Origin of the sequence: Aeromicrobium sp. Root495, assembly GCF_001426755.1 — a bacterium.
GTDB lineage: Bacteria > Actinomycetota > Actinomycetes > Propionibacteriales > Nocardioidaceae > Aeromicrobium.
The window spans coordinates 222,693-245,413 of record NZ_LMFJ01000001.1 but is presented as its reverse complement, the minus strand read 5'-3'; the positions used below and the strand labels follow the sequence as shown (position 1 = coordinate 245,413).

Genomic DNA, 22,721 nt, shown 5'->3' with positions numbered 1-22,721 from the left:
GCGCCCGGACTGGCCCCCTCCACTCCACCGACAGGAGAACCCCATGAACGACGCTCTGCAGAGATTCCTCGGCCTGATCCGCCCCGACAAGGTCTTCGTCCTCCAGCACGCGCACTGCGGGCACATCGCCCTAAAGTCAGGCCGCCGAGCCAGCATCGAGACCGCTCACCGCATCGCCTTCTCACGCGGCATGCACGCGTGGCGTGTCCGCCTCGAGCCGAAGAACCCACCGCTCGGCACCTGCGACAAGTGCCAGCGCGAGGCGAAGGCCCTGACCGTGAAGGCCGGTCGCCGAGGCAAGGCCCCGGTGACCGCATGATCCGCCTCGCTGCGCTGCTCGCGGCCATCGCGGTCGTGTTCGCCCTCTACCAGGCCGGCGTCGTCCCACTGCTCCCCGCTCAGCTCCTCATGGCCGCCCTGATGTTCCTGGCCACCGCGCTTCTCGCGAGGAGCGCGCCGTGGCGGACCTGACGATCACCCTGCTGTCCGGCCTCAAGGTCGGCGCCTGGCTGGTCCCGTGCGTCGCCGTGGCGTGCTGGATCGAGCGGCGGTACCTGCGATGAGCCAGGCCACTCGCGGCGTGATCCCGATGCCGGCTGGCGTCGGCGTGATCCCGTCCACCGGCCAGGTGCCGCTCGCGTGCCCGGTCTGCGCCGAGCACGTCGCGCTGGCCGAGGTCTCGACGGCCCCGGACGGGATCCGCGTCACCATCCCGGCCGACCAGCACACCCTCCTCGAAATCCACCGATCCAAGTTCCACCCCGACACCCCAGGAGTCATCTGATGGTCACCTCGAAGCCCGCCACCAAGGCCACCTCGAAGCCCGCCCGCAAGCCCGACGAGGAAGCGGTCGGCAACATCCGCCCCGCTCCCCCGAAGCCGCCGCGGAAGGTCGAGACCCTGTTCGCGGCCTACCTGCCTGACTCGTTCGGTGACCTCGTCGTCTTCGGTCGCAAGATCGACGCCGCCGAGTACGCCCTCGATCAGGAGCCGGCGTGGAAGGTCGTGGAGCTCCGCAAGGGCGTGAAGCTGGCCGTCGCGATCGACGCGAAGAACGGCCAGTGGACATGAGCTGGTACACGTCCGAGCGCGACGAGTTCGTGCAGATCGGCAGCCAGGTGTTCAACCGGCGCCACGTCATCGCCCTGTTCAACCGAGGCAAGCACGAGACGGTCGTCGTCACGCCCGGCGCCGAGTTCCCGGTCGATGTGCCGATGTCCGACGCCGCGAAGGCCCTCGGGGTCCCTGCCTATGAGGAGTCCCGATGACGGTCATGTACCGCCCGATGGGCGACAAGTCGTGGCAGCGGCCCGCTGGCGATCGCCGGTCGTCGCAGTTCTCGGCCGAGTGGAAGGACACCCTCAAGCTGCTGGCCCGTGAGGTCGAGCTGCTCGGCGGCGAGGACATCACGATCGAGCTCGACGTCCTGCCGGGTGCGATCCGCGTGGACTCGCTCGGGCTCAAGGCGAACCAGACGCCGCTGTCGCCGGCCGTGGTCGTCTCGTTCGAGACCGAGCACGGGACGTTGGTCTACCGCAACGACGCGCTCGACTCCCCCGCGTACAGCGCAGCGGGCGGCTGGCGGCACAACGTCCGCGGCGTGGCCCTCACCCTCGAGCGGCTCCGTGACATCGAGCGGTACGGGGCCTCGGACCGCGGCCAGCAGTACGCCGGCTACGCCGCGCTGCCTGCCGGCTCCGGTGGGGTCCCGCTCGGGGGCATGACTCGCGACCAGGCGGTCGCCGTCCTTGCCGAAGCTATCGCCGTAGACGTCCGCAACCTGCAGACGGACCCTGACAGTCTCCGTCGCGCGTTGCGCCGAGCTCGCAAGGTCGCACACCCGGATGTCAGCGGTGACCGCTTCCTCTGGGACGACCTTGAGCAGGCAGCGAGCGTCCTCGGGATCGACTCGTGATGGTCGGCGTCAAGCCCGGGACGTGGGACTGCCCCACGATCACGGTCACCGATGACGACGTGCGCGTCCTGGTGCGCGGGGTCCCGATCTCCAAGCTCGTCCAGCTCCCCCGCACGCGCCGCTGGATGATCTCGGTCCGCGGCTCCGACGTGCCCCAGCCGTCCGAGACGTACCGGCACCGCGAGCAGGCCATCGACGCCATCCGAGCGATGTACGCGGGCGGCGTCCCTGAGGACCACCGGCACCCCGAGATCGCTGAGTGGGTCCGAAGGGAGCGGGGCTGATGCCGTGCTCACCACGCATGACGAAGTGCAAGGCCGACTGTCTCCATCGGCGTCGTGTCCGCGACTACCAGGAGGAGCGGATCCGTCAGGAGGACCTCGCCCGCGAGACCGCGAACGGGTGGGAGACGGAGTACCGCGAGTACCTCGAAGAGCACCCGCTCATCACGTTCCACGAGTGGCTCAAGCAGACGAAGAACACCCCCGAACCGGTCGAGCAGGAGGAGGCGGCGTGAGCACCACGGAGCCTCGTGTGGGCCGCAGGATCGAGACGAAGTGCTCGAGCTGCGGCGGCAACCGGCTTGCGTCGAAGCACGACGACGAGCTGTGCGGGCCATGTCGCAACAACTCGTCGTCCGAGGTCTCGGTCGCCTTCCACGGCGCGTGGGTCCGTCGCGGTCTCGTCTACTACCCGAGGGCGTCATGACGGGCCGGTCGAAGACGAACGGCCAGGTCGGCACCTGCGTGGTCTGCGGGAAGCGCGGCTACGCGTCGAAGCAGACCGCCAAGAGGGCCATGAAGCGGCTGTACCCGGGCGATCACCAGTCGGTGTACCGGTGCGGCGACGTGTACCACTTCGGGCACCTCCCGATGCAGGTCCGGTCGGGTAAGAAGTCCCGCTCGGACGTCCGTGAGAGCCGTCGGGGGTGGTCGTGATGACGCTCCTGAGGGTCGGTGATGACGTCGTGCTCGAGGACGGGCGCGAGGGCCAGGTGTGGGTGCAGCCGCGGCCGGAGGACTGGCAGGTCGACGTGGCCCTGGGGACCGAGTTCGCACGTGTGCGTGTGGACAGCGTCCGTGTGGTGGCAAGGCAGCTCCCGGAGATCAGGGACACCCTGCACACCGCCCGCCTGGTGAGGGGCCGCATCGACCACCAGTGCGCGAAGTGCCGACGCCTCGTGAAGGCCGGCAAGGAGTACGTGCGGTCCGTCGTGTTCCCCGGCCACACCTCTGGCGCTGCCGGGGCCCGCGGGACGCCCGGCGCACGACCTCACCATCAGGACCTCTGCCTCGTCTGCGCGAGCAAGTTCCGAGCCACCCACCCGAGCAACCTCCTACCGAAGGACCCCTCATGAACCCGCTGTGCCCGCTCTGCAAGGCTCCCGTGCTCGTCGCTCGAGGCGCGGTTGGGGGCGAGGACGTTGTGCTGCAGCCCGCACGCCTCACGTTCATCGGCGAGCATGCGGTCGCTGTGGTCGGCGGCTTTGCGTGGCGTCCTGGGCGCGTGTGCGATGCCATCGCCAACGAGCTCGCCACGACGCGGTCTCGCGCGGTGGAGATCGCCATGCGACTCCTCGACTGGCACCTGCCCCACGTCTGCGCTGCGGGGTCGACTGCCTGATGTGGTTCAAGGTCGACGACAAGCTGCACGACCACCCGAAGGTGCAACGGCTCCTGGAGGGCCCGGACGAGACGGACGCTCTCGCAGCCATGGGTCTGTGGGCACTCGCGGGGTCCTGGTCAGGTGACCAGTTGTCCGACGGGCTGGTCTCTGCGTTCGTCCTGCGCAGGTGGCACTCGAGGTGGCGGGAGCTGGCGGCGTTGCTCGTCGGGGTGGGCTTGTGGTCCGTGGTCGACGTCGAGGGTCGGGAGCATCACGCGTTCCACGACTGGACGGACTACAACGACCTGCGCGAGAAGATCCTGGCCGACCGTGAGGCCGAGCGCATGCGCATCGCGCTGATGCGTGACACGAAGCTCGTCACGTTCATCAAGAAGCGCGACCAGGACCGGTGCCGCTACTGCGGTTCGCAGGTCCGCTGGGGCAACCAGCGTGGCCCTGCGGGGGCGACGTACGACCACATCAAGCCCGTGATCAAGGGCGGCAAGAACACGTCCGAGAACGTCGTCATCGCCTGCCGTGGCTGCAACTCCCGCAAGCGCCACCTGACCCTCAAAGAGGCCGGAATGCGCCTCCTGCCGCCCGGAACCATGGGCGCCCCGGCGGTCGAGGAGCGGACCCCCGAGACCGCCGCCGTACTCAGTTCCGAGGGGTCCACACACGGGTCGGGTCGGGTCGGGTCGGGGCCCCAGAACGTACTCAGTTCCGACTCAGAACAGCCAGGGACCCCGACCGACTCCTGAACGACCCCGCACCACCAACCCACGAAAGGCGCGACCATGACCAGACGAAGCGACCGCACTCCCGAGGAGCTCCCGGCCCTGCCGATCCCCTCGGCCGTGCAGCACCTCAACTACCCCGGCGACGTCCGTGGCCAGCTCGGGACCGTGATGGGTCCGATGCTCCCCGGCGAGGGCATCCCGAAGGGCCAACTCCTCACCGTCGTCGAAGAGACCTACGACCTGGCCACCGACACCACGCGTCTCGGCCTCACGTACGGCGAGGTCCAGCTCAGCGCGGACGGTGCGGCATGAAGTCGTCGGTGTCGGCCCGCCTGACCGAGAAGGACGACCGGCGTCGCGGCATGACGCTCGACGAGCTCAAGGTGTTCGTCGAGCAGTGCGACGAGAACGGTCTCCCGGGGCACGCGACGCTCCGCACGAACGTCGGTCTGCGCGGCCAGCTCGTCGAGATCATCGGATCCGTCGACGAGTCCGAGCTACGCGACTGGACGGCCCCTCTCGAGACCCGGATCCCGAGGACGTGGGTCCTCGCTGGCTCGATGTCCGAGGCCCGCCACGAGCTCAAGGCCCGCGACATCGAGCACCGCAGGAGCCTTCGGACGGGCGCAGTCCGCGCGTTCACACCCCTGTCTGGCCGGTCTGTCCTGAACGCCAAGATCCAGGCCGGCGATTGGTTCCTGCAGTTGCCTGGCGCCCCCGAGTCGACCATCGCCCTGTTCGAGAAGGCGCTCGTCGCCCAGGGCCTCACCTACGCAAGCTTGGAGATCCTGCTGTGACTGACACGACCGCACCCCAGACCCGTTCCTTCGACGAGCTCAGCACGTCCGGGCTCCTCTGGTACATCAACCACGAGCTGCTGCACCCCCGCGGCTACGCGCTCGCGATCGAGGCGTCCGACGACGAGTCCGGCACGGTCGGCGGCTTCGCGATCCTCGGCGACGGCAGCGAGGCATGGTCGTTCGCCCCGGAGATCGACGCCGTCGAGTACCGCGCCCGTGTCGACGCCCTGATGCCGTCCGACCTCGACCCCGCCCAGCCGCTCCGAGCTCGTGTCGACGAGCTCGAAGCCCACTTCGACACCCTGATGGGCTTCATGGTGAAGCTGGCCGAGGTCGCGGGCGAGCAGCCACCGTCGACTCTCGTCGACGGTGTCGAGGACCTCGTCGACGCGACGATCACGAAGATGGTCAGCGGTGACGGGGCGTGAGCGACGACCAGCGCGACGTCGATCCCGCGGCCATCGAGATGGACGCCGTGCACGACATGCTGCACCTCGCGAGCATCATCCGGCGTGCGGCTCTGATCCGACCGTTCGGGCCCTCGTCGGTGGCTCTCCACGCAGCGGGCGTCACAGTCATGCTCACCCCGGCCGAGGCTGAGGCGGCTGCCGCCGCGGTCCTCGAGTCGGACTGGCTCGAATCCAAACTGGCACGCCATGGGGCCGAGCAGCGTCTTGCCGAGCTGAACGAGGTGCGAGCCGAGATCCAGGCCGCCCGGCCGCCCGGATACCGCCCTGACCTCGACGAGCTCCGGGCCAACGCCGCCGTGGCCGCACGCGAGCTCCGCGACCATGTCGCAGCGACGTGCCCGGGTGACCACGAGCCGAAGCAGCATCGCGACCGCAGGCCCCCGTGGTGCAAGGCGTGTGGCCGTGACTGGTCGGGCATCCAGCATCGTGACGTGGCGCCGTCGTGAGCGCGTCTCGGTTCTCCGGTGTGGTCCGGGGTCTGATCCTCAACCGTGCGGGCATGGCCTGTGAGCGGTGCGGGACTCAGCGGGCCCCGTGGACGGGCTGGTCGGTCCACCACCGTCGGCCGGCGGGCATGGGCGGCGACCGGCGCCCGGAGACCGTGACAGCCGCGAACGGGCTACTGCTGTGCGGCTCCGGGATCACGGGGTGCCACGGCTGGGTCGAGAGCAACCGCACCGAGTCATACGACCTGGGGCTGCTCCTGCGCCGCCATCAGGTCCCCACGGCCGAGCCGGTCCTACTACGCCGTGGCCTGGTGCTCCTCGACGTCGACGGCAACTACATCCCCACGGAAGGGCAAGCCGCATGAGTTACATCCCAGAGCACCTCGCACCGTTGGTCCCGGCGATCACCTACAAGCCGGGGTGGACATTCGGGCGCCGCGACGAGGTCGAGCCGGACGGGTCCGGTGGCCTGAACCTCGACATCGTGTCCGACACCCCGGACTCGTTCAACTTCGACCGCCGCATCCGCGTGCGCCACTCCTTCCTCGTCCCGCCGGCGTCGTACAACCGCGACGTGTGGGCGGCGTGGATCTTCGACCGCATCCGCGACGTCGAGACCCACGAGGCCGGCGAGTTCTTCCGCCTCCACGGCGTCCGGGAGTTCGCACCTCACCACGGCAACGGCGAGGACCCGTACCGGGTGTGGCACGTCAGCGATTGGGCCACGGCCGCCAAGAGCTCTGGTGACGCATGACCTGCATCGTCGGAGTCGTCTCTGAAGGCGACGTGTTCATCGGCGGCGACAGCGCGGGCTCGTCGGGCTGGTCGATCGTCCATCGGGCTGACCAGAAGGTCTGGGCCAAGGACGGGTACGTCTTCGGCTTCACGACGTCGTTCAGGATGGGACAGCTGCTGCGCCATGCGCTCGATCTGCCTCGCCCCCCGTGGCACGTGAGCCGCGAAGAGCTCGAGCGGTTCATGGTCACGACGTTCATCGACGCGGTCCGCGGCTGCCTCAAGGAAGGCGGCTTCGCGCAGCGCAAGGACGAGGTCGAGCGCGGCGGGGAGTTCCTCGTCGGCGTCGAGGGCCGACTCTTCAAGGTGTCGAGCGACTATCAGGTCGGAGAGAGTCTGGACGGCTACGCCGCGGCCGGATGCGGTGAGGAGGTCGCCCTTGGGGCGCTCTACGCGCAGGACTCCATGGGTGTCCGGCCCGCCGAGCGCATCGAGAAGGCGCTGGCCGCCGCTGCTCATCACTCCAACGGCGTCGCGGCGCCGTTCGTGGTGGCCGTGGGTGAGTCGTCATGAGCACCCGTTCGCAGCGCGACGAGCTGGCCGAGATCATCCGGGGCAAGGCGGAGCGGTACTCGGGGGTCAGGGCTGAGGCCGCGGCTGACGCTGTCATCGCCGCTGGCTGGCTCCCGCCTGTCGAGGCGGCCGAGCGGGTCAGGCTCGCGAGCGAGGGCCAGGGCCGCGAGGTGGTGCACCTGGGGCCGCCGGTCGGTTCGGGCGTGATGCCGTGCTGCGGCCGGACCCCGCTCGAGGTGCCGCGCACGGACCGCATGACGTATGAGAGCGAGTTCGTGACGTGCAGTGTCCAGGTCGAGCGTCTGGCGGCGCTGCTGGGTGAGCTCTACACCGCGGCGGGCGCCCTGATGTACGTCAGCTCGCCGCACCGGTTTCTCAGCGGCCGAACGGTCGCGGAGGCGATTCACGTGAACGACTTCGCCGCCATCGCGAGCGTCTCCGATCAACTCGACGCCCTCGCGGACGGGGTGCCGCTGTGACCGCGCCAGAACAACCACCACGAGAGGTAACCATCATGAGCGAACTGGTAGACCCGGTCGAGATCGAGCGAATCGTCGGGGTGCCTCGTCACGCATCCCAGCACCAGGCCCGAGCCGTGTCGTCGGAGCGGAAGGTCTATGTGCTCCACAGTGTCGAGTGCGTCCAGGAGTACGCCGACCTGAGGGAGTGCCCGTACTCGGCTGCCCTTGGCGAGGGTATACGGGAGCAGCAGTGGCCGGCTGACGCCCCGACGCCTGTCTTGATCGACTCGGAGTCTGGGCAGCTGTGCCCCTCGGGGCAGTGGTCCTATGAGGACCTGCACGCCGGCGGTTGGGCGTACCCGTTTCAGGAGGACGAGGACAGCAACATCACGGGCCTGGGGCACCAGGACGCGACTGCCTTCGCCTCAGAGGTGAACCGGTACGACGTCGAGATCTGTGGCATCGACCTGGGCGAGGACGACAAGGATGCCGTCACGCCGGACCAGGTGGCTCACCAGTGGGTGCTGCTCGGGGATGACGACGAACGTCTGCAAGTTTGCGAGCCGGGCGAGCCGGGCGCGCTGCCTGTTACGACGATGTGGGGTGGCAGGTGATCCGCACCGAGACGTGCGTCCTGCTGACGTGCGATGACTGCTCCGAGGCTGCCCCGTTCCTTGAGGACATGGGCACCGCCCACTGGCCATCGCTCGAGGCGGCGGTGGAGGACCTCGTGACCGGCGTCGACGAGGAGTTGCGCTGGACGATCACTGAGGGCCTGCAGGTCTGTGACCGGTGCACGCTCAAGCGCCGCTGCAAGATCGACGGCCACGATTGGGAGGGCTGGTGGGCCTACCCGCGTGACCCTGCTCAGTGGATGCGGGTGTGCCGGACCTGTGGTGAGAGCGAGCAGTCGGCTTCGGAGCCGCCGGTGGCTGAGCAGGAGGTGCCGCGATGACGCCGGAGCGACACGAGGAGTTCATGGCCCTGCTCGCCGAAGCTCACCGGTCGGCTCGGGCGGCTCTCGCCCGGCTGGAAGCGGCCAAGGCCCGACAGGAGTACGAGCAGCGGCACCCGGTCAAGGCGTTCCTGAGGTTCCTGTTCGGCGGGCCTCTGCAGTACGGAGGAGCCGCGGGCCAAGACGCCCTCGTCCGCCTCGACCCCGCTCCCGCTCGAACCGGGCACGCCTGGCCGTGTTCACTGTTCTACGTCGGGAACTGGCAGGACGGGAAGCCGCTCGCCCGGTGTGCCCACCATGACGGCTGCCCCACCCCGACAATCCCGGTGCTGCCGAGTGAGCCGGGTGCGGTGATCCGGGCGACGGTCAACGGCTACGGGGAGTCGCTGGTTCTCACGCTGGAAGATCCCGGCACGCAGTACCCGTGGCTGTTCACCTTCGCTGCCGGGGTCGATTGGTGCACTGACGCCGACATCACCGCCTGGGAGCCGCTCCTCACCCGCTCCGAGTGGGCCGAGGCGGTCGGTGTCGATGAGCTGATGGACAGGTCCTCGGAAACCGGCGACCCGGATGATCTCTACCGGCTGATCGCTGCCTTCCTCGGCCGTGTGGACGGTGCCTCATGAGCATGCCGAACCAGAGCCTCGCGGCACACGTGCTGATCGACCACGAGTCGGGCGTGGTGTCGATCGACGGTCAGGAGTTCCCGTGGCATCTCGAGGCCGAGGGTCCTGTGGTGGACCGGCGGGACGACGTTCCCGACTTTGCGGTGGTCCATCTGCCTTTACTGGTGCTGGGTGCCGTCGAGGAGATCACGACGTTCCAGCAGGACCTGGCTTGGATGGTGGCTGAGGGTGAGCGGCAGCGGGAGGCTGCGCTTCTCGAGTTTCGGTGGTGGTGCCGTGAGCAGCGAGCTCGTCGGCTCCGTGGGCTCGCTTCGGGTGGCCTGATCCCTGCCGGGTCTCAGGGTCTGGTGGTCATGTGAGCGCCGCGTCTGAGGGGCTGGGTCCGGACTGTCGGTACGTCGGTCGTGACGAGCCGCGTGCGCTGCCTGGCCGACACGTCGTGTCCGACGTCGACGAGCCTGGCCATGATCCCGAGTGCAGGGGGTGCCTGCCGTGCCCGAAGGACCATTGCGCGGTGTGCGGGGTGGAGCACGTCGAGCATGAGCGTACGTGCCCGTCGTGCATTCACAGCGCGAAGGAACGGCTCCGGTCGGTGTACGGGCTGAACAAGCATCTCGACGATCAGGCGTTGCATGGGGTGACGAAGACGGGCCGGCTGATCGCTGCGTTGCCGATCCCTGGTGGTGACGCGGTCGTGCTGACTGGTCCGGGGTCGCAGGGTGACGCGGAGATCAAGCCGCTGCGTCATGGGCTCCGTGCGTCGTCGCGTCCTGCTGATCGGTCGCACGAGCTCCGTGGGGAGCCGCTGCCGACGCGTCGGCTTCTGCAGCAGTGGGAGGACGTGTGGCGTGCCGAGCTGGGCGCTCCGTACGAGGGGCCTGTGTCGTCGCGGTCGTCGGAGCCTGGCCGGTCGTTGCTGTCGACGGCGAAGTTCCTGATCGAGCATGTGTCGTGGGCTGCTCAGCGCACGGAGTCGTTCCCGGACTTCGTGCGTGAGGTCGCCCGTCACGCCGCGCTGCTCGAGGTCCTGCTGAACGACGGCGTGCGGCCTGAGGCTGGGGCGGCGCCGTGCTTCCGTTGCGCGGGGGATCTCGAGCGCCATGCGGCCGACCCTCTCCCGTGCGCTCACGCCCTCGCCGCTCGGAAGGTGGCGAAGAGGTACGACGAGCCGGGCTTCACCACGGTGCATCTGCTGCGCTACGCCGAGCAGCACCTCCCCGAGTGGTACGCCGAGCACCGCACCTGTCAGCAGGGCGGGACCTCGGACACCTACGTGTGCGCCCGTTGCCACTGGCGTTACGACCAGCAGGCGTACTGGCTGACGGTCCGTGAGGAGTTCGAGCGGGCCGAGGCTGCCCGTCGTGCCGAGCAGGTGGTCGAGCTGGCCAAGGAGCTGATCCCCGAGGGCCTCGCCCCGCACCAGGAGGCGTGGCTGCGCAGCATGTACGGGCCGGCCGGGAAGCCTGCCGAGCCGACGTCGCTCGCTGATCCGGGACGCCGCCGATGAGGCGCGGCACCGGCGTGACGGTGAAGGAGATCGCGGCGTTCCTCAACCTCAGCGAGGGGCGGGTGCGCGTGATCATTAACGAGCACGGGATCGAGTCAACGGGCAGTGAGTGGAAGGCGAAGCTCTACGACCTGAGGTCCGTGCTGCGCGTGACGGGCGCCCGCGACCGTGCCGCTCGGCTCAACTGACGTACCAACAAAGTAGGTGCAAACGTATTGACGAACGTATGTACACGTGAGATGGTTACGACATGACCACGAAGCAGACCACTGCAGCAGCTCTGAACCTGGGCGACCAGCTCGTCACCGTCGACGGCAAAGTCCGAACGATCACCGGACTCGACGTGACTCCCGCCGCCGTGCGCATCCGCACCGGTCGCTCGCAGCACTGGATGCGCGCGAAGGCTAACGCCGTGTTCACGGTGGCGTCGTGATCGTAGAGCTTGAGGCTGCGGCCCGCGCCTGGTTCGACCGTCAGCAGGCCAACCGCACCGACGCCGGTCGGAAGCGCGAGGACGGCCAGCTCTGGCAGTGGGAGGACCTTGTCGAGAGCGACAAAGCCGCCTACCGAGCTTTAGTTCGTCCGATCGTGGACGCCGTCTTGGAGGTGGCCCGATGACGACCGCCGAGCACGAACGGTGCAAAGCAGGCTTGAAGGCCCGCTCGGTCGCGGCAGGCTATCCGCCGCACGTGGGCTTCGGTGAGCTGCTCGTGCAGCTTGACGAGGTGACGACGGCCGACCGTGACCGCCTGCGGGAGATCGAGCGCAACGCCGCCTACTGGTACACGGCAAGCGCATTGTGGGCGAAGCTGCCGGCGGACCAGCCCGGAGACCGCAGCCCGCGAGCGACCGCTCACCGCCGGCATCATGCCGAGATCGCCGAGCAGCTCTGGCTCGCGGCAAACGTCGCTCTATCGAAGCTGATCCACAGTGCGTCATGACGGATGTAGATACGCTGTTCGGCATGGCTCCTCGCGCTCCCAAGAAGGCCCGCTCGTTCCGCTGCGACGACGCTACCTACGACGCTGCGATGGCTGAGGCCGAGCGCCGTGGTGAGTACCTGTCTGAGGCGATGGTGCAGTTCCTCAAGGACTACGCCGCTCACGAGGACGCGCGCGCCCCGTCGGCCTGACACGCCGTGCCGTGAGGTTCGCTCACGCGTTCGAGTGGCATGGCATACACTCAGAACCACGGACGACGTGTACCCAGAACCGGGTCGCGTCCGACACCTCGGCCTCACGCTCAGCGTGGGGCCTTCGTCGTGTACGGGGGTGGCCCGTGGCCAAGCACGCAGGCAGGGCGACGCGGCGGTACCGCAAGCTCAAGGCCCTGTTCCGGGATCTGTGCGAGCGGCAGCAGCGACCGTGCTGGCTCTGCGGCCAGCCGATCGACTACACGCTCCGCTACCCACACGACGACTCCTGGTCGCTCGACCACCGGTGGCCACTCGCGACGCATCGCCACCTCGCCGAGGACCCGGGCAACTTCGAGGCGTCCCACCTCGACTGCAACCGCCGCCGCAACAAGCGCGGCGCCCCCGCATCGCTCGGTGAACGCTCACGCGAGTGGTGAAGGGGTAGGGGCGTTCGGATCGCTGGCCCGAAGGGGTGCGGCCCCGAGCTCGCCGGTAGGGGGCCTCTCCCCCCGGATCTCTCAGGGGGGTCGCGCGCACGCGCACGCGATAGGGGGTGTGTGCGGTGGCTGCCAAGGGCTCGAAGCCAGGCGTCGTCGTTCCGACCGGAGGCCCCTCGTCGGAGTGGACCGTGGGGCAGCTTCGGGCGTGGGCGAAGTTCTTTCACCTCGACCTCGGTAGCGCCCGCCGGAAGCCGGAGATCCTCGAGCGCGTGCTGGCCAGCATCGACCCCAACGTCGAGCCGGCAGAGCCGACGCCTCTCCTCGACGCGACCGAGCGGTCCATCGCGAAGGCCATCGCAGACCAGGTCCTCGACGCCGAGCTGCACGCCGGCCCCATTGAGACGCTCCGAATCCTGGCCCGCAAGATCGACGAGGAAGACCAGCGCTGGCGGTACGCGATCGAGTACGCCCGCGAGAACGACATCAAGGCCAAGCCCCCGCCGGTCGACAACGTCTCGATCCCCACGTACCGCAACTACTGCGAGTCCCTCGGGCTGACGGTCGCCGGCGCGAAGGCGGCCCCTGCGAAGGGGGGCGCGGCCGGTGGCGAACCCAAGAAGTCGAAGCTCGGGCAGCTCCGGTCGGTCCACGCGGGCGAAGGGGCGTAAGCCGCTCGTCGGCTGCACCGTCCCTCGCATCTTCACTCCGCCGCTGGCGCCGCTCGAGCCGCGGTCAGCGGCCACCGAGAAGCGGACCCTCGGGTACGCCGTCATCGACTTCGCGACCGACGTCCTCGGGATCGAGCTGTTCCCTTGGCAGAAGTGGCTCCTCGTGCACATGCTCGAGCTGCTGCCCGACGGGTCCCCGCGGTTCAAGTCCGTGGTCGTGCTCGTCGCTCGCCAGAACGGCAAGAGCATGCTGTCGGTCGTCCTGGCCCTGTTCTTCATGTACGTGCTGGGGCGCGAGCTCGTCGTCGGCACCGCTCAGGATCTCGACGTCGCCGAGGAGATCTGGCAAGAGGCCGTCGACATCGTCGAGGAGAACCCCGAGCTCAACGCCCTCAAGCTCAAGGTCTCGAAGGTCAACGGAAAGAAGTTCCTCGAGCTGACCTCCGGCGAGCGGTACAAGGTCAAGGCCGCCAACCGTCGAGCCGGCCGTGGCCTCTCCGGCGACCTGATCCTGCTCGACGAGCTGCGCGAGCATCAGACCTGGGAAGCCTGGGGCGCGATCACCAAGACGACCACCGCCCGCGCGCTGGCCCTCGTGCTCGCCATGTCCAACGCCGGCGACGCCACGAGCGTCGTGCTTCGCTACCTGCGCAAGCTCGCCCACGCGGCCCTCGGTGACCCCGACGGGCTGGGCGATCCGGCCGAGGTTCTCGCCGACGAGGAAGAGGGCGCCGAGCTTCTCGAGGAGTACGACTTCGAGGACGACACGCTCGGGATCTTCGAGTGGTCGGCGCCGCCCGGGATGGCCAAGACGGACCGTACCGGGTGGGCGATGGCGAACCCGTCGCTCGGCTACACCATCACCGAGCGCACCCTCGCCGCGTTCTGCCGCACCGACCCCGAGTGGACCTTCCGTACCGAGAACCTGTGCCAGTGGTCAGACACCACGCTCGAGGGCCCGTTCCCTCCAGGCACCTGGGAGTCAGGATTCCCGGCTCGCGCGGAGGACGACGACGCGCTGCTCGAGGACGAGCCGCTCTCCAAGATCCGCAAGAAGTCCCCGATCCGGTGGGGAGTCGAGCTCTCCCACGACCGCACCCGCGCGTGCATCGGCGTGGCCGGCTGGCGCAAGGACGGCTCCGCGCACGTCGAGGTCGTGGCCTCGCGCTACGGCACCGACTGGCTGGTCGCCTGGTTCACCGAGCGGGCCGAGAAGTACGACGGCATCGAGATCGCCCTGCAGACACGTGGTGCCCCGATCTCGTCCATGCACGATGAGCTAGCCGCGATCCCCGGCGTGACTATCCACAAGTGGGAGGGCGCCGAGATGGGCCGCGGCACGGGCGCGTTCTACGACGCCGTGACGATGCCCGGCGGGTCGCGGATCCGCCACAATCGGCAGCCGCTCCTCGACGTCGCCGCCGCGGTGGCCGTGACCAAGCCCAGCGCCGACACGTGGCTGTGGGATCGCTCGAAGTCGCCCGCTGACATCGGCCCCCTGCTCGCGGTGAACGCGGCGTATTGGGCTCTGACCATGATCGAAGAGCCGCCTCCGAAGTCGGCCTACGAGGACTACGACCTGATGGTCGCGTGAGGAGGCTCCGGTGAAGGATCTGCGCACGCACGTCTCGCGTCGAGTGATCGTCGAGACCGACAGCATGACCGTCGAGGGCGTCATCGCCCGGCTGACCGGCACCACGATCGAGCTCGAGAACGTGATCCTGCTGACCGAAGGCGCCGCTCCGCGGTCCTTCGACGGCGTGCTCGTCATCCCGTCCGACCGCGTCGCCTGGGTGCAGGTTCCCTGATGGTCGTCTTTCAGACGCTCGGCGAGCTCTCGACACATCTTGAGGACAACGGCGGCGGCGTGCTCGACGTCGTCGACCCTGGCTACTCGCTGCTCGAGGGGTCGTTCGATCCACGTGACGTGTGGTCCGAGCAGCCGTCGGTGCGAAAGGTCGTCGACTTCATCGCCCGAGGCCACGCCCCGATCCCCCGCAACCTGTACCGCCGCGTCAGCGACACCGAGCGCGAGCGCGTCACCGACCACCCCATCGCCCGCATGCTCAAACAGCCGAACACCACGCCCGGCATGACGGCGTACCGGTTCTGGCACACCATCATCGTCGACTACCTGATCTACGACCGCTGGTGCATCCTCCCCGAGTGGAAGCCCGACGGCGAGCTCGAGCTGCACCGCGTGCCCGCGCGCAAGGTCCGCTTCAAGACGAACGGCCTCGACGAGGTCACCCACGTCGTCATGTTCACCGACGGCCAGCGTCGCGAGTACGACGCCTCCAAGTTCATCCTCGACCACGGCTACGCCCATTCCGGCGCCAACGGCACGTCGCCGATGACCACGCTCAGCGACATCCTGCGCGAGCAGACCGAGGCGGTCCAGTACCGCCGTGACGTGTGGAAGCGGGGAGCGCGCTTCGGCGGCGTGGTGACCCGCAAGACGCCGTGGCCGAACGACAAGGCGCGCAACCGGTTCCGCAAGGGCTTCACGCAGTTCGCGCGTGGCGGCGCTCAGTCCGGCGGCTGGCTCATGCTCGAGGACGACATGGACGCCAAGGCCCTCGACGGGGTCAAGCCGTCCGACACTGAGGATCTCGCTGGACGGACCCTGTCGGACATCCAGACATCGTCGGCCTACCACATCGCACCCGAGCTGATCGGTGCCCGAGAGGGCAACTTCTCGAACGTCAAGGCGTTCATGGAGGCGCTCTACGGCCCGGCCCTCGGACCCATCATCACCTCGGTCGACCAGTCCCTGAACGCGTGGCTCACGCGCGCCACCGACCTCTACATCGAGGCCAACGTCGACGCGATGCTGCGCGGCAACTTCGAGGACCAGCTCAAGACGTTGCAGTCCGCGATCGGTGCACCCTGGCTCTCTCGCAACGAAGGCCGCGCGCTCCGCAACCTTCCCCCGGTCGACGGCGGCGACGAGCTCGTCACGCCGCTTAACGTGCTCATCGGCGGCCAGGCCAACCCGCGCGACAGCGCACCCAAGGGCGTCGACTACCTCGCCGACCTGGTGCCGCCTGAGGGCCTGCAGTCGAAGGCGGTCCGCACCGTCCGTGTGAAGGCTCGCGCGAACGAGACGTATACGGCCAAGACTGTCCAGGTCCTCTCCGCGTTCTTCGCCCGCCAGAGCGGCGTCGTCCTGTCCGCGCTCGGCGCTGACGACGATGACTGGTGGGACGGCGAGCGGTGGGACACCGAGCTCGCCCAGGACCTGTTCAAGCTCGCGTCCATGACGTCTGAGGACGTCGCCAAGGCGACGCTCGAGGACGCCGGCCTCGACCCCGACGAGTACGACGTCGACCGCACGTTGAAGTTCCTCAACGAGGTCGCGAAGTCCCGGGCGGCGATGGTCAACGCGACGACCAAAGAGAAGCTCGACGCGAAGGTCCGATCGGATGACGAGGACGACGCTCCCGCGGACGTGTTCGCCGAGGCCAAGGACTCCCGCGGCGCCGAGATCGCCACGACGCTGATCACGACGTTCTCGTCCTTCGGCGCACACGAGGCAGCGCAGCAGTTCGCGCCGGACACTGCGACGAAGACGTGGATCGTCACGTCGTCAAACCCCCGCTCGTCCCACGCCTCGATGGCCGGAGAGACGGTGCCGATCGGGGAGAAGTTCTCGAACGGCATGGACTGGCCGGGAGACCCCGGCGGCGGCGCCGACGAGGTCGCCGGCTGCCTGTGCGACCTCGAGATGACGTTCAGCTAAACCACCCCGACCGGAGTGAGGCGCCGCGGCGCCGGCTTCGCCATGCCCTGAGGAGGGCCGCACATGTTGATCAAGTCAGCGCCCGTCCAGATCAAGGCTTACGACGAGGACGCCGGTGTCTTCGAGGCCATCGTCAGCGTCTTCGGCAACAAGGACTCCTACGGCGACATCGTCGTGCCAGGAGCCTTCGCCGAGTCACTCGCCGAGTGGGCCGCGAAGGGCGACCCCATCCCGATCTACTGGTCGCACCGGATGGACGATCCGGACTTCAACATCGGGCACGTGCTCGAGGCGAAGGAGACCGACAAGGGTCTGTGGATCAAGGGCCAGCTCGACCTCGTCGACCCCCTCCCCGGATCCAAGGCCCCGCAGGTGCACCGGCTCATGAAGGGCCGCCGCGTCACGCAGTTCTCGTTCGCCTACGACATCGTCGAGGCCGGCTTCGTCGAGAACGACGACGACTACTGGTACGAGCTCCGCCGCCTCAAGATCCACGAGGTCGGTCCCACGCCCATCGGCGCGAACCAGGAGACCGAGCTCCTCACCGTGAAGGCCGCCGCCGGCGTGGCGCGACAGATCGCCCGCGACGTGAAGGCCGGCCGAGCGATCTCGGCCAAGAACGAGACGACCCTGCGCAAGGCGTTGGAGTCCATTCGTGACTCCGCCACGCAGATCGAAGACGTCCTCTCCGTCATCGACGCAGAGGCAAGCAACGACGACGAGAAGGCCAGCGGTCACGGCCGGACCAAGGACGAGGAGACCCCCGGGTCCAAGTCCGAGGAGTCCGGTTTCAACCCGTCCGCGTTCACCGAGTCGGCGCTCCAGGCAATCCAGCTCGCGACCGCGGGCTGACCAACCAGAAGGGAAAGTCATGGAGAAGTGGGTGCGCCTCCTCAAGGAGGCACAGGCCGCGGCCAAGGCTGCTCAGGAGATCGCCGCCAAGGCCAAGGCCGACGGCGACCGTGAGCTGACCGAGGACGAGGCGCGCGACTACGCCAAGCACTACGCGCTGGCGCAGTCCAAGAAGACCGATTCCGACACGGCCAAGAAGGCGGCCGACTCGGCCGCGTTCCTCAAGTCCATCGAGGACAGCGACGACGACGTCGACGACGACGTCGACCTCGGCGGCGGTGACCCCAACGACCTCGGCGGCCTCGGCGGCAAGGGCGGCGGCACCAAGGTCAAGCACCGCAGCTTCGGCCAGCGGTTCGTCAAGTCCGCCGAGTACACGGCGTTCCAGAAGGCCAACCCCTCCGGCGTCGGCGAGGGCTCCCCCGTCGACATCGGCAAGGTCAAGGTCGGCAGCCTCGATGACTGGTTCTCCGGTCGCAAGGCGCTCACGTCGCCGCAGGCCCGCATCCAGAACATCCGGGTGCCGATGGTCGACATGGTCGACCGGGACCGCCTGACGTTCCTGGACCTCATCAGCCGTGGTCAGACCGCGGGCAACTTCGAGTACGTCCAGGTCATCGCGGTCACGCGCAACGCCGCCGTCGTCCCCGAGGCCACCTCGGGTACCGACGCCGCCGCGCTCAAGCCGGTCAGCGAGCTGTCCACGCAGCTCGCCGACGCGAAGGTCTACACCTACGCCGACGGCTACGACGTCACGAACCAGCTCCTCGCTGACGCCCCGGCGTTCGCGACCTACATGGACGCCGAGCTGCGGTACTCGCTCGACGCCGTGGTCGAGGACAAGATCCTCAACGGCACCGGCATCAACGGCCAGCCCAAGGGGATCTACAACACGACCGGCGTGCAGTCCGTCGAGTACACGGCCTCGCCCGTGGGCGCCGACGGTCTGCCGGTCGACGCCACGGTCAAGGCGTTCATCCGCGCCGCCCGCATCGGCATCCTCAAGGTCATCCGCGTCGCGGGTGGCAACGTCGACGCGATCGTCCTCTCGCCCGAGATGGACGCCGCGCTCGACCTCCTGCAGGACAACGACGGCCGCTACTACAGCGGCGGTCCGTTCGGCGGCGGGGCCAACACCCTGTTCGGTCGCCCGCGCGTCACGAGCGAGAAGCTCATCGACACCCACGCGGTGCTCGGTGACTTCAAGCAGGTGGCGCTCCTGGACCGTGAGGGCCTGTCCGTGGTGGCGTTCAACCAGCACAAGGACTACGCACAGCGGAACATGACCTACGTCCGCGGCGAGCTCCGCGCGGCGCAGGTCATCTGGAAGCCGGCCCGTCTCGTGATCGTGAAGCCCGCCGCATGAGCGCGCGCGACACGGTCGGGATGATCACCGTGGACGGCATCCGGTACCGCCCGGAGGAGGCGAAGGCTCTCGAGCTGGAGCCGTCCGAGCCGACGCCGGTCGTCGATCCGTACGCCGAGGCTTCGGCCCAGGCGAAGGCGCAGGCCGAGGCCGACGCCGCCGAGCTCGAGCAGCTCCGTGCGGCGTCGACCCCGGAGGGGCGCGAGCAGGCCGAGAAGGACGCGGCCGAGCTCGAGGCCCTGCGGTCTCTCGTGGGTGACCCCGAGAAGCTGCAGGCCAAGCTCGACGAGCACGCCGCGTCGGCGAAGGCGGGGGCGGTCACGACCGCTGCCGCGCAGCCGGCGAACAAGGCGCGCACGCCGCGCGGCAAGGGCGCCTGATGCCGGGCCCGCTGGACGATCTCGCGGCTGTCGGTGACCTGACGAAGCTTCTGTCGGGCGACCAGGCCGCGGCCGTCCAGCGGGCTCAGCGCGCCGTCCGCAGTTACTGCGGGTGGCACATTGCGCCGGCGTTTACCGAGACGCTCAAGCTCGACGGTGACGGCAGCAACTTGCTGTTCCTGCCGTCGCTCAAGATCGGTGAGATCGTCAGCGTCGTCACTGACGGTCGTGTCGTGGACCTCGATCAGGTCGACGACTCCGAGGCCGGTTACCTGCAGCTCAACGCGGGTTGCTGGTCGCCTCGCCCTGGCAAGACGTTTGTCGTGCTCACGCACGGCTACGAGAATGCTCCCGAGGACGTGGTCGCTGTCGTGACCGCGGTCGCCGCCCGTGCGATCGACTCCCCGTCGGGCCGCACCCGCGAGCACGCCGGCGAGATCGACGTCGGCTTCGCCCTAGTCGGTACCGGGGTGTCCGGCGGCATCGCGCTTCTCGAGCACGAGAAGGCGATCCTCGACCGCTACCGGGTCAGCTCGTGAGCATCCTCTCGTCGACCCAGCAGACCATCACGCTGCTCACCGCGGCCACGACCAGCGACCACGGCCGCGAGGTCGCGGACTGGAAGAAGCCGCCGGCGGCCGAGGACGACGTGACGGGGTGCTCGTTCCAGCCTGGCCCCGGCCAGGCCGACGACGAGAACCGCACCGGCTCATCCGCCACCGCGCGCGTCTTCCTCCCTGCCGGCACGCAGGTCACCGCCCGTCAGCACGTCCGTGGGCCCGACGGCCTGGACTACAAGATCCTCGGCGAGCCCGAGCGCCACGAGTACGGGCTGCGCTCGGACCACGTCCTGCTACGACTCGAGAGGTGGCACGGCTGATGGCCACGCGCATCCGCATCAAGATGAACGACCAGGGCGTCCGTGACGTGCTGCGGTCCGAGGGTGTGCGGGCAGACCTGCTGCGGCGCGCTCAGGCGATGGCCGACGCTGGCGGCGAGGGCATGGAAGCCTCGTCCGAGGTGGGCCAGATCCGCGCACGCGCGACGGTCCGCACCGCCACCCCGGACGCCATGCGCGCCGAAGCCGAGGACCGCGCCCTCACGCGAGCGATCGACGCCGGCCGTGGCTAAGGTCGCGAGCTTTGCGGACGTCGAGGACCTCCTGACCACGATCCTCGCGTCAGTCGGCACGCCGGTTGCGTCGCGATTGCCGGACGAGCTGCCCGACGAGTTCGTGCGCGTCATCCGCACCGGTGGCGCTGGCCGTGTCAGCCGGATCTCCGAGCTCGCGACGGTCGTCGTTGAGGCGTTCGCCCAGACCGAGGCCGACGCCCTGGCGCTGCTCCGCGCCTGCGCTGAGGCTCTGGCCGAAGCGGAAGGGACCAAGGTCGCCGGCGTCCTGCTCAAGACGGTCACCGAGCTCTCCGGCCCCGGCAACCTGCCGACGCCCTCCGTACCCCGTTCGCGCTACACGCAGACGTTCGACCTCCACCTGAAAGGCACCACACCATGACCAAGGCCCAGGACTCACAGCCTCCCGTCGACGACGTCGTGCCCGCCGAGGCGCCGGCCGTCGAAGCGCCCGACACCGCCACGGCGGCGAAGGTCGCGATCACGCTCTCTGTCACGCACACCACGCGCGACGGAGAGACCCACGAACCCGACACGGAGGTGGACCTCTCCGCCGCCGAAGCCCGCCACGTGCTCCACATCGGACACGGGCGCCTCACCGCACCGAAGGGAAGCCAGTCATGACGAAGGCACTCGAGAACATCCGCATCTACGGCGACCACGACGGGGCGGTGTACGTGGGCGACCTCGGAACCACGTTCCCGACCGGCCTCGCCACCCCCGACGACGGCGACTTCCCGGAGGTGGGGTGGATCTCCGAGGACGGCGTCGACGTCAGCACCGACAAGGACGTCGCGTCGTTCAACGGCTGGCAGGGCGGCAAGCTGGTGCGCCGTCGTGTCACCTCGACGACGGACATGTTCAAGTTCCAGGCGCTCGAGGAGAACCTCGTGACGATGGGGCTCCTGCTGCCCGGCGCGCTCATCACCACGGCGGGCGGGATCACGCGCATCAAGCCGGCCGCCGGCACGATCACCGACGAGCGGGCGTTCATCGCCGACTTCGTCGACGGCGACGTGCACAAGCGGTACGAGGTCATCCGGGGTGAGGCGATCTTCAGCGGCACCATCCCCCACAAGAACACGGACATGACGATCATGGAGTTCGAGGTGACGATGTACGAGTACGAGATCGTCACCAACAACCCCGCGCTCGTCACTGCCTGACACAGACCCCGGCAGGGCGAGTGTGTCGGCGCTCGCCCTGCCGGTTCAACCTCAGCCGACGCACCCCGACAGGAGCCGACGAATGACCGCACCACGGAACGCGAAGCAGCCCACCGACCGCAAGCCCGCCGCGAAGCGGGCCCCGGCCAAGAAGGCCGCGGCCAAGCGCCCGCCCGCCAAGAAGGCGACGCCGGCTCGCAAGCCGCGGGCCACCGGCGTGCAGGCAGCGAAGAACGAAGCGACGCCGTCGTCGAGGAAGGACCTCGTCGTACCTCTCGACGGTGTCGACTACGTGCTCGACGAGGACGTCTTCGACGACGTCGAGATCCTCGAGATGCTCGGCGAGATCCAGAACAACGACGCCCTGCACATGCTGCCCGGGCTGATGAAGCGCATGCTCGGCGAGGACCAGTGGCGCGGCTGGAAGGAGGCGCACCGGCTCGAGTCCGGTCGCGTCCCGACCGAACCGATGAGCGAGTTCCTCTCCGAGATCTTCGCCGCGCTGAGCTCGGGAAACTACTCCGCCTCGCCTACCTCCTAGTCGAGCACAGCGGGGCTCTCGAAGCCGACTTCCAACGCTTCTACGGGGTCGACCTGATCGACCTCTACCGCGGCACGCTGAGCGTCCGCAAGGCCGCCGCGCTCGCCACCTACCTCCCGGCGGGTGCGGCGGTCTACATGTCCGAGGGGTCGGACGAGTCCATGAGCGAGGAGTGGCACCTCCTGCGGCTGATGGAGTTCCGTCTCCGCGCCCTCGAGTACCACCAGGTCAAGGACAAGGGCACGAAGCCCGAGATCCTCCCGACCCCGTCCGCGCTGACTGAGCAGCTCGAAGCTGCTGCTCAGCAGCAGGCTCGGCACGACTTGGCCCGCGAGCGTCACATCGCCCGCGTGCAGGCCAAGGGCCACACCTCCTAGCCGGCGCGTCCTTCTCGGGGACGCGTCGTGCAGGTCCTCCGCGACGGTCGCTCGTCGCACGTCATCCGCCGTGAGCAGGTCTGCTCCCGG

The 22,721-nt window shown here is 68.8% G+C and carries 45 protein-coding genes; all 45 read left to right on the top strand.

From position 1 onward, the window contains the following. Positions 1–43 precede the first annotated feature (43 nt). The 45 genes from ASD11_RS01425 to ASD11_RS01200 all read left to right on the top strand — a co-directional run bounded on the left by ASD11_RS01425 (position 44) and on the right by ASD11_RS01200 (position 22,631). Entirely contained in the window at positions 44–319 is a 276-nt protein-coding gene (locus ASD11_RS01425) for a hypothetical protein (RefSeq protein WP_056282304.1), read from the top strand. Further along, the gene (locus ASD11_RS17965; protein WP_156464537.1) at positions 316–471 is read left to right on the top strand and encodes a hypothetical protein; all 156 of its coding nucleotides are present in this window, start codon (positions 316–318) and stop codon (positions 469–471) included. The genes ASD11_RS01425 and ASD11_RS17965 overlap by 4 nt, the downstream gene beginning before the upstream one ends. Positions 472–559: 88 nt before the next feature. Further along, positions 560–784 carry a hypothetical protein gene (locus tag ASD11_RS01420; RefSeq protein ID WP_056282301.1) on the top strand — a complete coding sequence of 75 codons (225 nt, stop codon included), beginning with the start codon at positions 560–562 and terminating at the stop codon, positions 782–784. Then, entirely contained in the window at positions 784–1,071 is a 288-nt protein-coding gene (locus ASD11_RS01415; RefSeq protein WP_056282298.1) for a hypothetical protein, read from the top strand. The genes ASD11_RS01420 and ASD11_RS01415 overlap by 1 nt, the downstream gene beginning before the upstream one ends. Continuing rightward, on the top strand, positions 1,068–1,268 hold the full coding sequence (locus tag ASD11_RS01410) for a hypothetical protein (RefSeq protein WP_156464536.1): 201 nt from the start codon (positions 1,068–1,070) through the stop codon (positions 1,266–1,268). The genes ASD11_RS01415 and ASD11_RS01410 overlap by 4 nt, the downstream gene beginning before the upstream one ends. Further along, on the top strand, positions 1,265–1,915 hold the full coding sequence (locus ASD11_RS01405) for a hypothetical protein (protein WP_056282293.1): 651 nt from the start codon (positions 1,265–1,267) through the stop codon (positions 1,913–1,915). Before ASD11_RS01410 ends, ASD11_RS01405 begins: the two co-directional genes overlap by 4 nt. Beyond that, complete coding sequence (locus tag ASD11_RS01400) at positions 1,912–2,199, top strand: hypothetical protein (protein WP_156464535.1); 288 nt, start codon at positions 1,912–1,914, stop codon at positions 2,197–2,199. Before ASD11_RS01405 ends, ASD11_RS01400 begins: the two co-directional genes overlap by 4 nt. A 17-nt stretch (positions 2,200–2,216) precedes the next feature. Then, the gene (locus ASD11_RS01395) at positions 2,217–2,432 is read left to right on the top strand and encodes a hypothetical protein (protein ID WP_056282289.1); all 216 of its coding nucleotides are present in this window, start codon (positions 2,217–2,219) and stop codon (positions 2,430–2,432) included. Next, positions 2,429–2,623 carry a hypothetical protein gene (locus tag ASD11_RS01390; RefSeq protein WP_056282285.1) on the top strand — a complete coding sequence of 65 codons (195 nt, stop codon included), beginning with the start codon at positions 2,429–2,431 and terminating at the stop codon, positions 2,621–2,623. The genes ASD11_RS01395 and ASD11_RS01390 overlap by 4 nt, the downstream gene beginning before the upstream one ends. A gap of 229 nt (positions 2,624–2,852) precedes the next feature. Then, positions 2,853–3,272, top strand: coding sequence for a hypothetical protein (locus tag ASD11_RS01380; protein ID WP_156464534.1), 420 nt, complete (start codon positions 2,853–2,855; stop codon positions 3,270–3,272). A gap of 265 nt (positions 3,273–3,537) precedes the next feature. Then, complete coding sequence (locus ASD11_RS01370; RefSeq protein WP_056282276.1) at positions 3,538–4,281, top strand: HNH endonuclease; 744 nt, start codon at positions 3,538–3,540, stop codon at positions 4,279–4,281. A gap of 36 nt (positions 4,282–4,317) precedes the next feature. After that, positions 4,318–4,572: a hypothetical protein gene (locus ASD11_RS01365; protein WP_056282273.1), complete on the top strand. Its 255-nt coding sequence runs from the start codon at positions 4,318–4,320 to the stop codon at positions 4,570–4,572. Further along, positions 4,569–5,057, top strand: a complete 489-nt coding sequence (locus ASD11_RS01360) for a hypothetical protein (RefSeq protein ID WP_056282270.1) — start codon at positions 4,569–4,571, stop codon at positions 5,055–5,057. The genes ASD11_RS01365 and ASD11_RS01360 overlap by 4 nt, the downstream gene beginning before the upstream one ends. After that, positions 5,054–5,488, top strand: a complete 435-nt coding sequence (locus ASD11_RS01355) for a hypothetical protein (RefSeq protein ID WP_056282269.1) — start codon at positions 5,054–5,056, stop codon at positions 5,486–5,488. Before ASD11_RS01360 ends, ASD11_RS01355 begins: the two co-directional genes overlap by 4 nt. Next, positions 5,485–5,976, top strand: coding sequence for a hypothetical protein (locus ASD11_RS01350; RefSeq protein ID WP_056282266.1), 492 nt, complete (start codon positions 5,485–5,487; stop codon positions 5,974–5,976). The genes ASD11_RS01355 and ASD11_RS01350 overlap by 4 nt, the downstream gene beginning before the upstream one ends. A 53-nt stretch (positions 5,977–6,029) precedes the next feature. After that, positions 6,030–6,341, top strand: a complete 312-nt coding sequence (locus tag ASD11_RS17660) for an HNH endonuclease (protein ID WP_156464533.1) — start codon at positions 6,030–6,032, stop codon at positions 6,339–6,341. Next, complete coding sequence (locus tag ASD11_RS01340) at positions 6,338–6,730, top strand: hypothetical protein (RefSeq protein WP_156464532.1); 393 nt, start codon at positions 6,338–6,340, stop codon at positions 6,728–6,730. The genes ASD11_RS17660 and ASD11_RS01340 overlap by 4 nt, the downstream gene beginning before the upstream one ends. Beyond that, positions 6,727–7,284, top strand: coding sequence for a hypothetical protein (locus tag ASD11_RS01335; protein ID WP_056282259.1), 558 nt, complete (start codon positions 6,727–6,729; stop codon positions 7,282–7,284). Before ASD11_RS01340 ends, ASD11_RS01335 begins: the two co-directional genes overlap by 4 nt. After that, positions 7,281–7,763 (top strand): hypothetical protein, encoded by a 483-nt coding sequence (locus ASD11_RS01330; protein WP_056282256.1) that lies wholly within the window; start codon positions 7,281–7,283, stop codon positions 7,761–7,763. The genes ASD11_RS01335 and ASD11_RS01330 overlap by 4 nt, the downstream gene beginning before the upstream one ends. A 35-nt stretch (positions 7,764–7,798) precedes the next feature. Beyond that, entirely contained in the window at positions 7,799–8,359 is a 561-nt protein-coding gene (locus ASD11_RS01325; protein WP_056282253.1) for a hypothetical protein, read from the top strand. Continuing rightward, positions 8,356–8,700, top strand: a complete 345-nt coding sequence (locus ASD11_RS01320; RefSeq protein ID WP_156464531.1) for a hypothetical protein — start codon at positions 8,356–8,358, stop codon at positions 8,698–8,700. Before ASD11_RS01325 ends, ASD11_RS01320 begins: the two co-directional genes overlap by 4 nt. A 23-nt stretch (positions 8,701–8,723) precedes the next feature. Next, complete coding sequence (locus tag ASD11_RS01315; RefSeq protein ID WP_156464530.1) at positions 8,724–9,326, top strand: hypothetical protein; 603 nt, start codon at positions 8,724–8,726, stop codon at positions 9,324–9,326. Between the two features lie 29 nt (positions 9,327–9,355). Further along, positions 9,356–9,685: a hypothetical protein gene (locus tag ASD11_RS01310; RefSeq protein ID WP_162246451.1), complete on the top strand. Its 330-nt coding sequence runs from the start codon at positions 9,356–9,358 to the stop codon at positions 9,683–9,685. Between the two features lie 80 nt (positions 9,686–9,765). Beyond that, a complete protein-coding gene (locus ASD11_RS01305; protein WP_156464529.1) occupies positions 9,766–10,833 on the top strand; it encodes a hypothetical protein in 1,068 nt (355 codons plus the stop codon). Further along, positions 10,830–11,021, top strand: coding sequence for a sigma factor-like helix-turn-helix DNA-binding protein (locus ASD11_RS01300; protein WP_056282237.1), 192 nt, complete (start codon positions 10,830–10,832; stop codon positions 11,019–11,021). The genes ASD11_RS01305 and ASD11_RS01300 overlap by 4 nt, the downstream gene beginning before the upstream one ends. Before the next feature lie 62 nt (positions 11,022–11,083). Beyond that, positions 11,084–11,266 (top strand): hypothetical protein, encoded by a 183-nt coding sequence (locus tag ASD11_RS01295; protein WP_056282233.1) that lies wholly within the window; start codon positions 11,084–11,086, stop codon positions 11,264–11,266. Then, positions 11,263–11,451, top strand: a complete 189-nt coding sequence (locus ASD11_RS01290) for a hypothetical protein (RefSeq protein ID WP_056282230.1) — start codon at positions 11,263–11,265, stop codon at positions 11,449–11,451. The genes ASD11_RS01295 and ASD11_RS01290 overlap by 4 nt, the downstream gene beginning before the upstream one ends. After that, entirely contained in the window at positions 11,448–11,774 is a 327-nt protein-coding gene (locus tag ASD11_RS01285) for a hypothetical protein (protein ID WP_056282227.1), read from the top strand. Before ASD11_RS01290 ends, ASD11_RS01285 begins: the two co-directional genes overlap by 4 nt. Positions 11,775–11,797: 23 nt before the next feature. Next, positions 11,798–11,965, top strand: coding sequence for a hypothetical protein (locus ASD11_RS01280; protein WP_156464528.1), 168 nt, complete (start codon positions 11,798–11,800; stop codon positions 11,963–11,965). Positions 11,966–12,111: 146 nt separating this feature from the next. Continuing rightward, positions 12,112–12,405 (top strand): HNH endonuclease, encoded by a 294-nt coding sequence (locus ASD11_RS01275; protein WP_056282222.1) that lies wholly within the window; start codon positions 12,112–12,114, stop codon positions 12,403–12,405. A 125-nt stretch (positions 12,406–12,530) separates the two neighbouring features. Beyond that, positions 12,531–13,076 carry a hypothetical protein gene (locus tag ASD11_RS01270; protein ID WP_056282218.1) on the top strand — a complete coding sequence of 182 codons (546 nt, stop codon included), beginning with the start codon at positions 12,531–12,533 and terminating at the stop codon, positions 13,074–13,076. Then, complete coding sequence (locus ASD11_RS01265) at positions 13,012–14,670, top strand: terminase large subunit domain-containing protein (RefSeq protein ID WP_056282213.1); 1,659 nt, start codon at positions 13,012–13,014, stop codon at positions 14,668–14,670. The genes ASD11_RS01270 and ASD11_RS01265 overlap by 65 nt, the downstream gene beginning before the upstream one ends. A 10-nt stretch (positions 14,671–14,680) precedes the next feature. Continuing rightward, positions 14,681–14,884 (top strand): hypothetical protein, encoded by a 204-nt coding sequence (locus ASD11_RS01260; protein ID WP_056282210.1) that lies wholly within the window; start codon positions 14,681–14,683, stop codon positions 14,882–14,884. After that, positions 14,884–16,818: a phage portal protein gene (locus tag ASD11_RS01255; protein WP_056282207.1), complete on the top strand. Its 1,935-nt coding sequence runs from the start codon at positions 14,884–14,886 to the stop codon at positions 16,816–16,818. Before ASD11_RS01260 ends, ASD11_RS01255 begins: the two co-directional genes overlap by 1 nt. 63 nt (positions 16,819–16,881) lie before the next feature. Further along, the gene (locus tag ASD11_RS01250) at positions 16,882–17,670 is read left to right on the top strand and encodes an HK97 family phage prohead protease (protein ID WP_056282204.1); all 789 of its coding nucleotides are present in this window, start codon (positions 16,882–16,884) and stop codon (positions 17,668–17,670) included. A gap of 19 nt (positions 17,671–17,689) precedes the next feature. After that, a complete protein-coding gene (locus ASD11_RS01245) occupies positions 17,690–19,036 on the top strand; it encodes a phage major capsid protein (RefSeq protein WP_156464527.1) in 1,347 nt (448 codons plus the stop codon). Then, a complete protein-coding gene (locus ASD11_RS01240) occupies positions 19,033–19,416 on the top strand; it encodes a hypothetical protein (protein ID WP_056282201.1) in 384 nt (127 codons plus the stop codon). The genes ASD11_RS01245 and ASD11_RS01240 overlap by 4 nt, the downstream gene beginning before the upstream one ends. Beyond that, a complete protein-coding gene (locus ASD11_RS01235) occupies positions 19,416–19,955 on the top strand; it encodes a hypothetical protein (protein WP_056282198.1) in 540 nt (179 codons plus the stop codon). The genes ASD11_RS01240 and ASD11_RS01235 overlap by 1 nt, the downstream gene beginning before the upstream one ends. Continuing rightward, positions 19,952–20,296 carry a hypothetical protein gene (locus ASD11_RS01230; protein WP_056282194.1) on the top strand — a complete coding sequence of 115 codons (345 nt, stop codon included), beginning with the start codon at positions 19,952–19,954 and terminating at the stop codon, positions 20,294–20,296. The genes ASD11_RS01235 and ASD11_RS01230 overlap by 4 nt, the downstream gene beginning before the upstream one ends. After that, complete coding sequence (locus ASD11_RS01225; RefSeq protein WP_056282190.1) at positions 20,296–20,547, top strand: hypothetical protein; 252 nt, start codon at positions 20,296–20,298, stop codon at positions 20,545–20,547. Before ASD11_RS01230 ends, ASD11_RS01225 begins: the two co-directional genes overlap by 1 nt. Further along, on the top strand, positions 20,540–20,929 hold the full coding sequence (locus ASD11_RS01220) for a hypothetical protein (protein ID WP_056282187.1): 390 nt from the start codon (positions 20,540–20,542) through the stop codon (positions 20,927–20,929). Before ASD11_RS01225 ends, ASD11_RS01220 begins: the two co-directional genes overlap by 8 nt. Next, positions 20,926–21,171 carry a hypothetical protein gene (locus ASD11_RS01215; protein WP_056282184.1) on the top strand — a complete coding sequence of 82 codons (246 nt, stop codon included), beginning with the start codon at positions 20,926–20,928 and terminating at the stop codon, positions 21,169–21,171. The genes ASD11_RS01220 and ASD11_RS01215 overlap by 4 nt, the downstream gene beginning before the upstream one ends. Beyond that, a complete protein-coding gene (locus ASD11_RS01210) occupies positions 21,168–21,713 on the top strand; it encodes a phage tail tube protein (RefSeq protein WP_056282182.1) in 546 nt (181 codons plus the stop codon). Before ASD11_RS01215 ends, ASD11_RS01210 begins: the two co-directional genes overlap by 4 nt. An 82-nt stretch (positions 21,714–21,795) precedes the next feature. Continuing rightward, positions 21,796–22,254 carry a hypothetical protein gene (locus tag ASD11_RS18440; RefSeq protein WP_056282178.1) on the top strand — a complete coding sequence of 153 codons (459 nt, stop codon included), beginning with the start codon at positions 21,796–21,798 and terminating at the stop codon, positions 22,252–22,254. Between the two features lie 137 nt (positions 22,255–22,391). Next, positions 22,392–22,631: a hypothetical protein gene (locus ASD11_RS01200; RefSeq protein WP_056282175.1), complete on the top strand. Its 240-nt coding sequence runs from the start codon at positions 22,392–22,394 to the stop codon at positions 22,629–22,631. Positions 22,632–22,721: the final 90 nt, after the last annotated feature.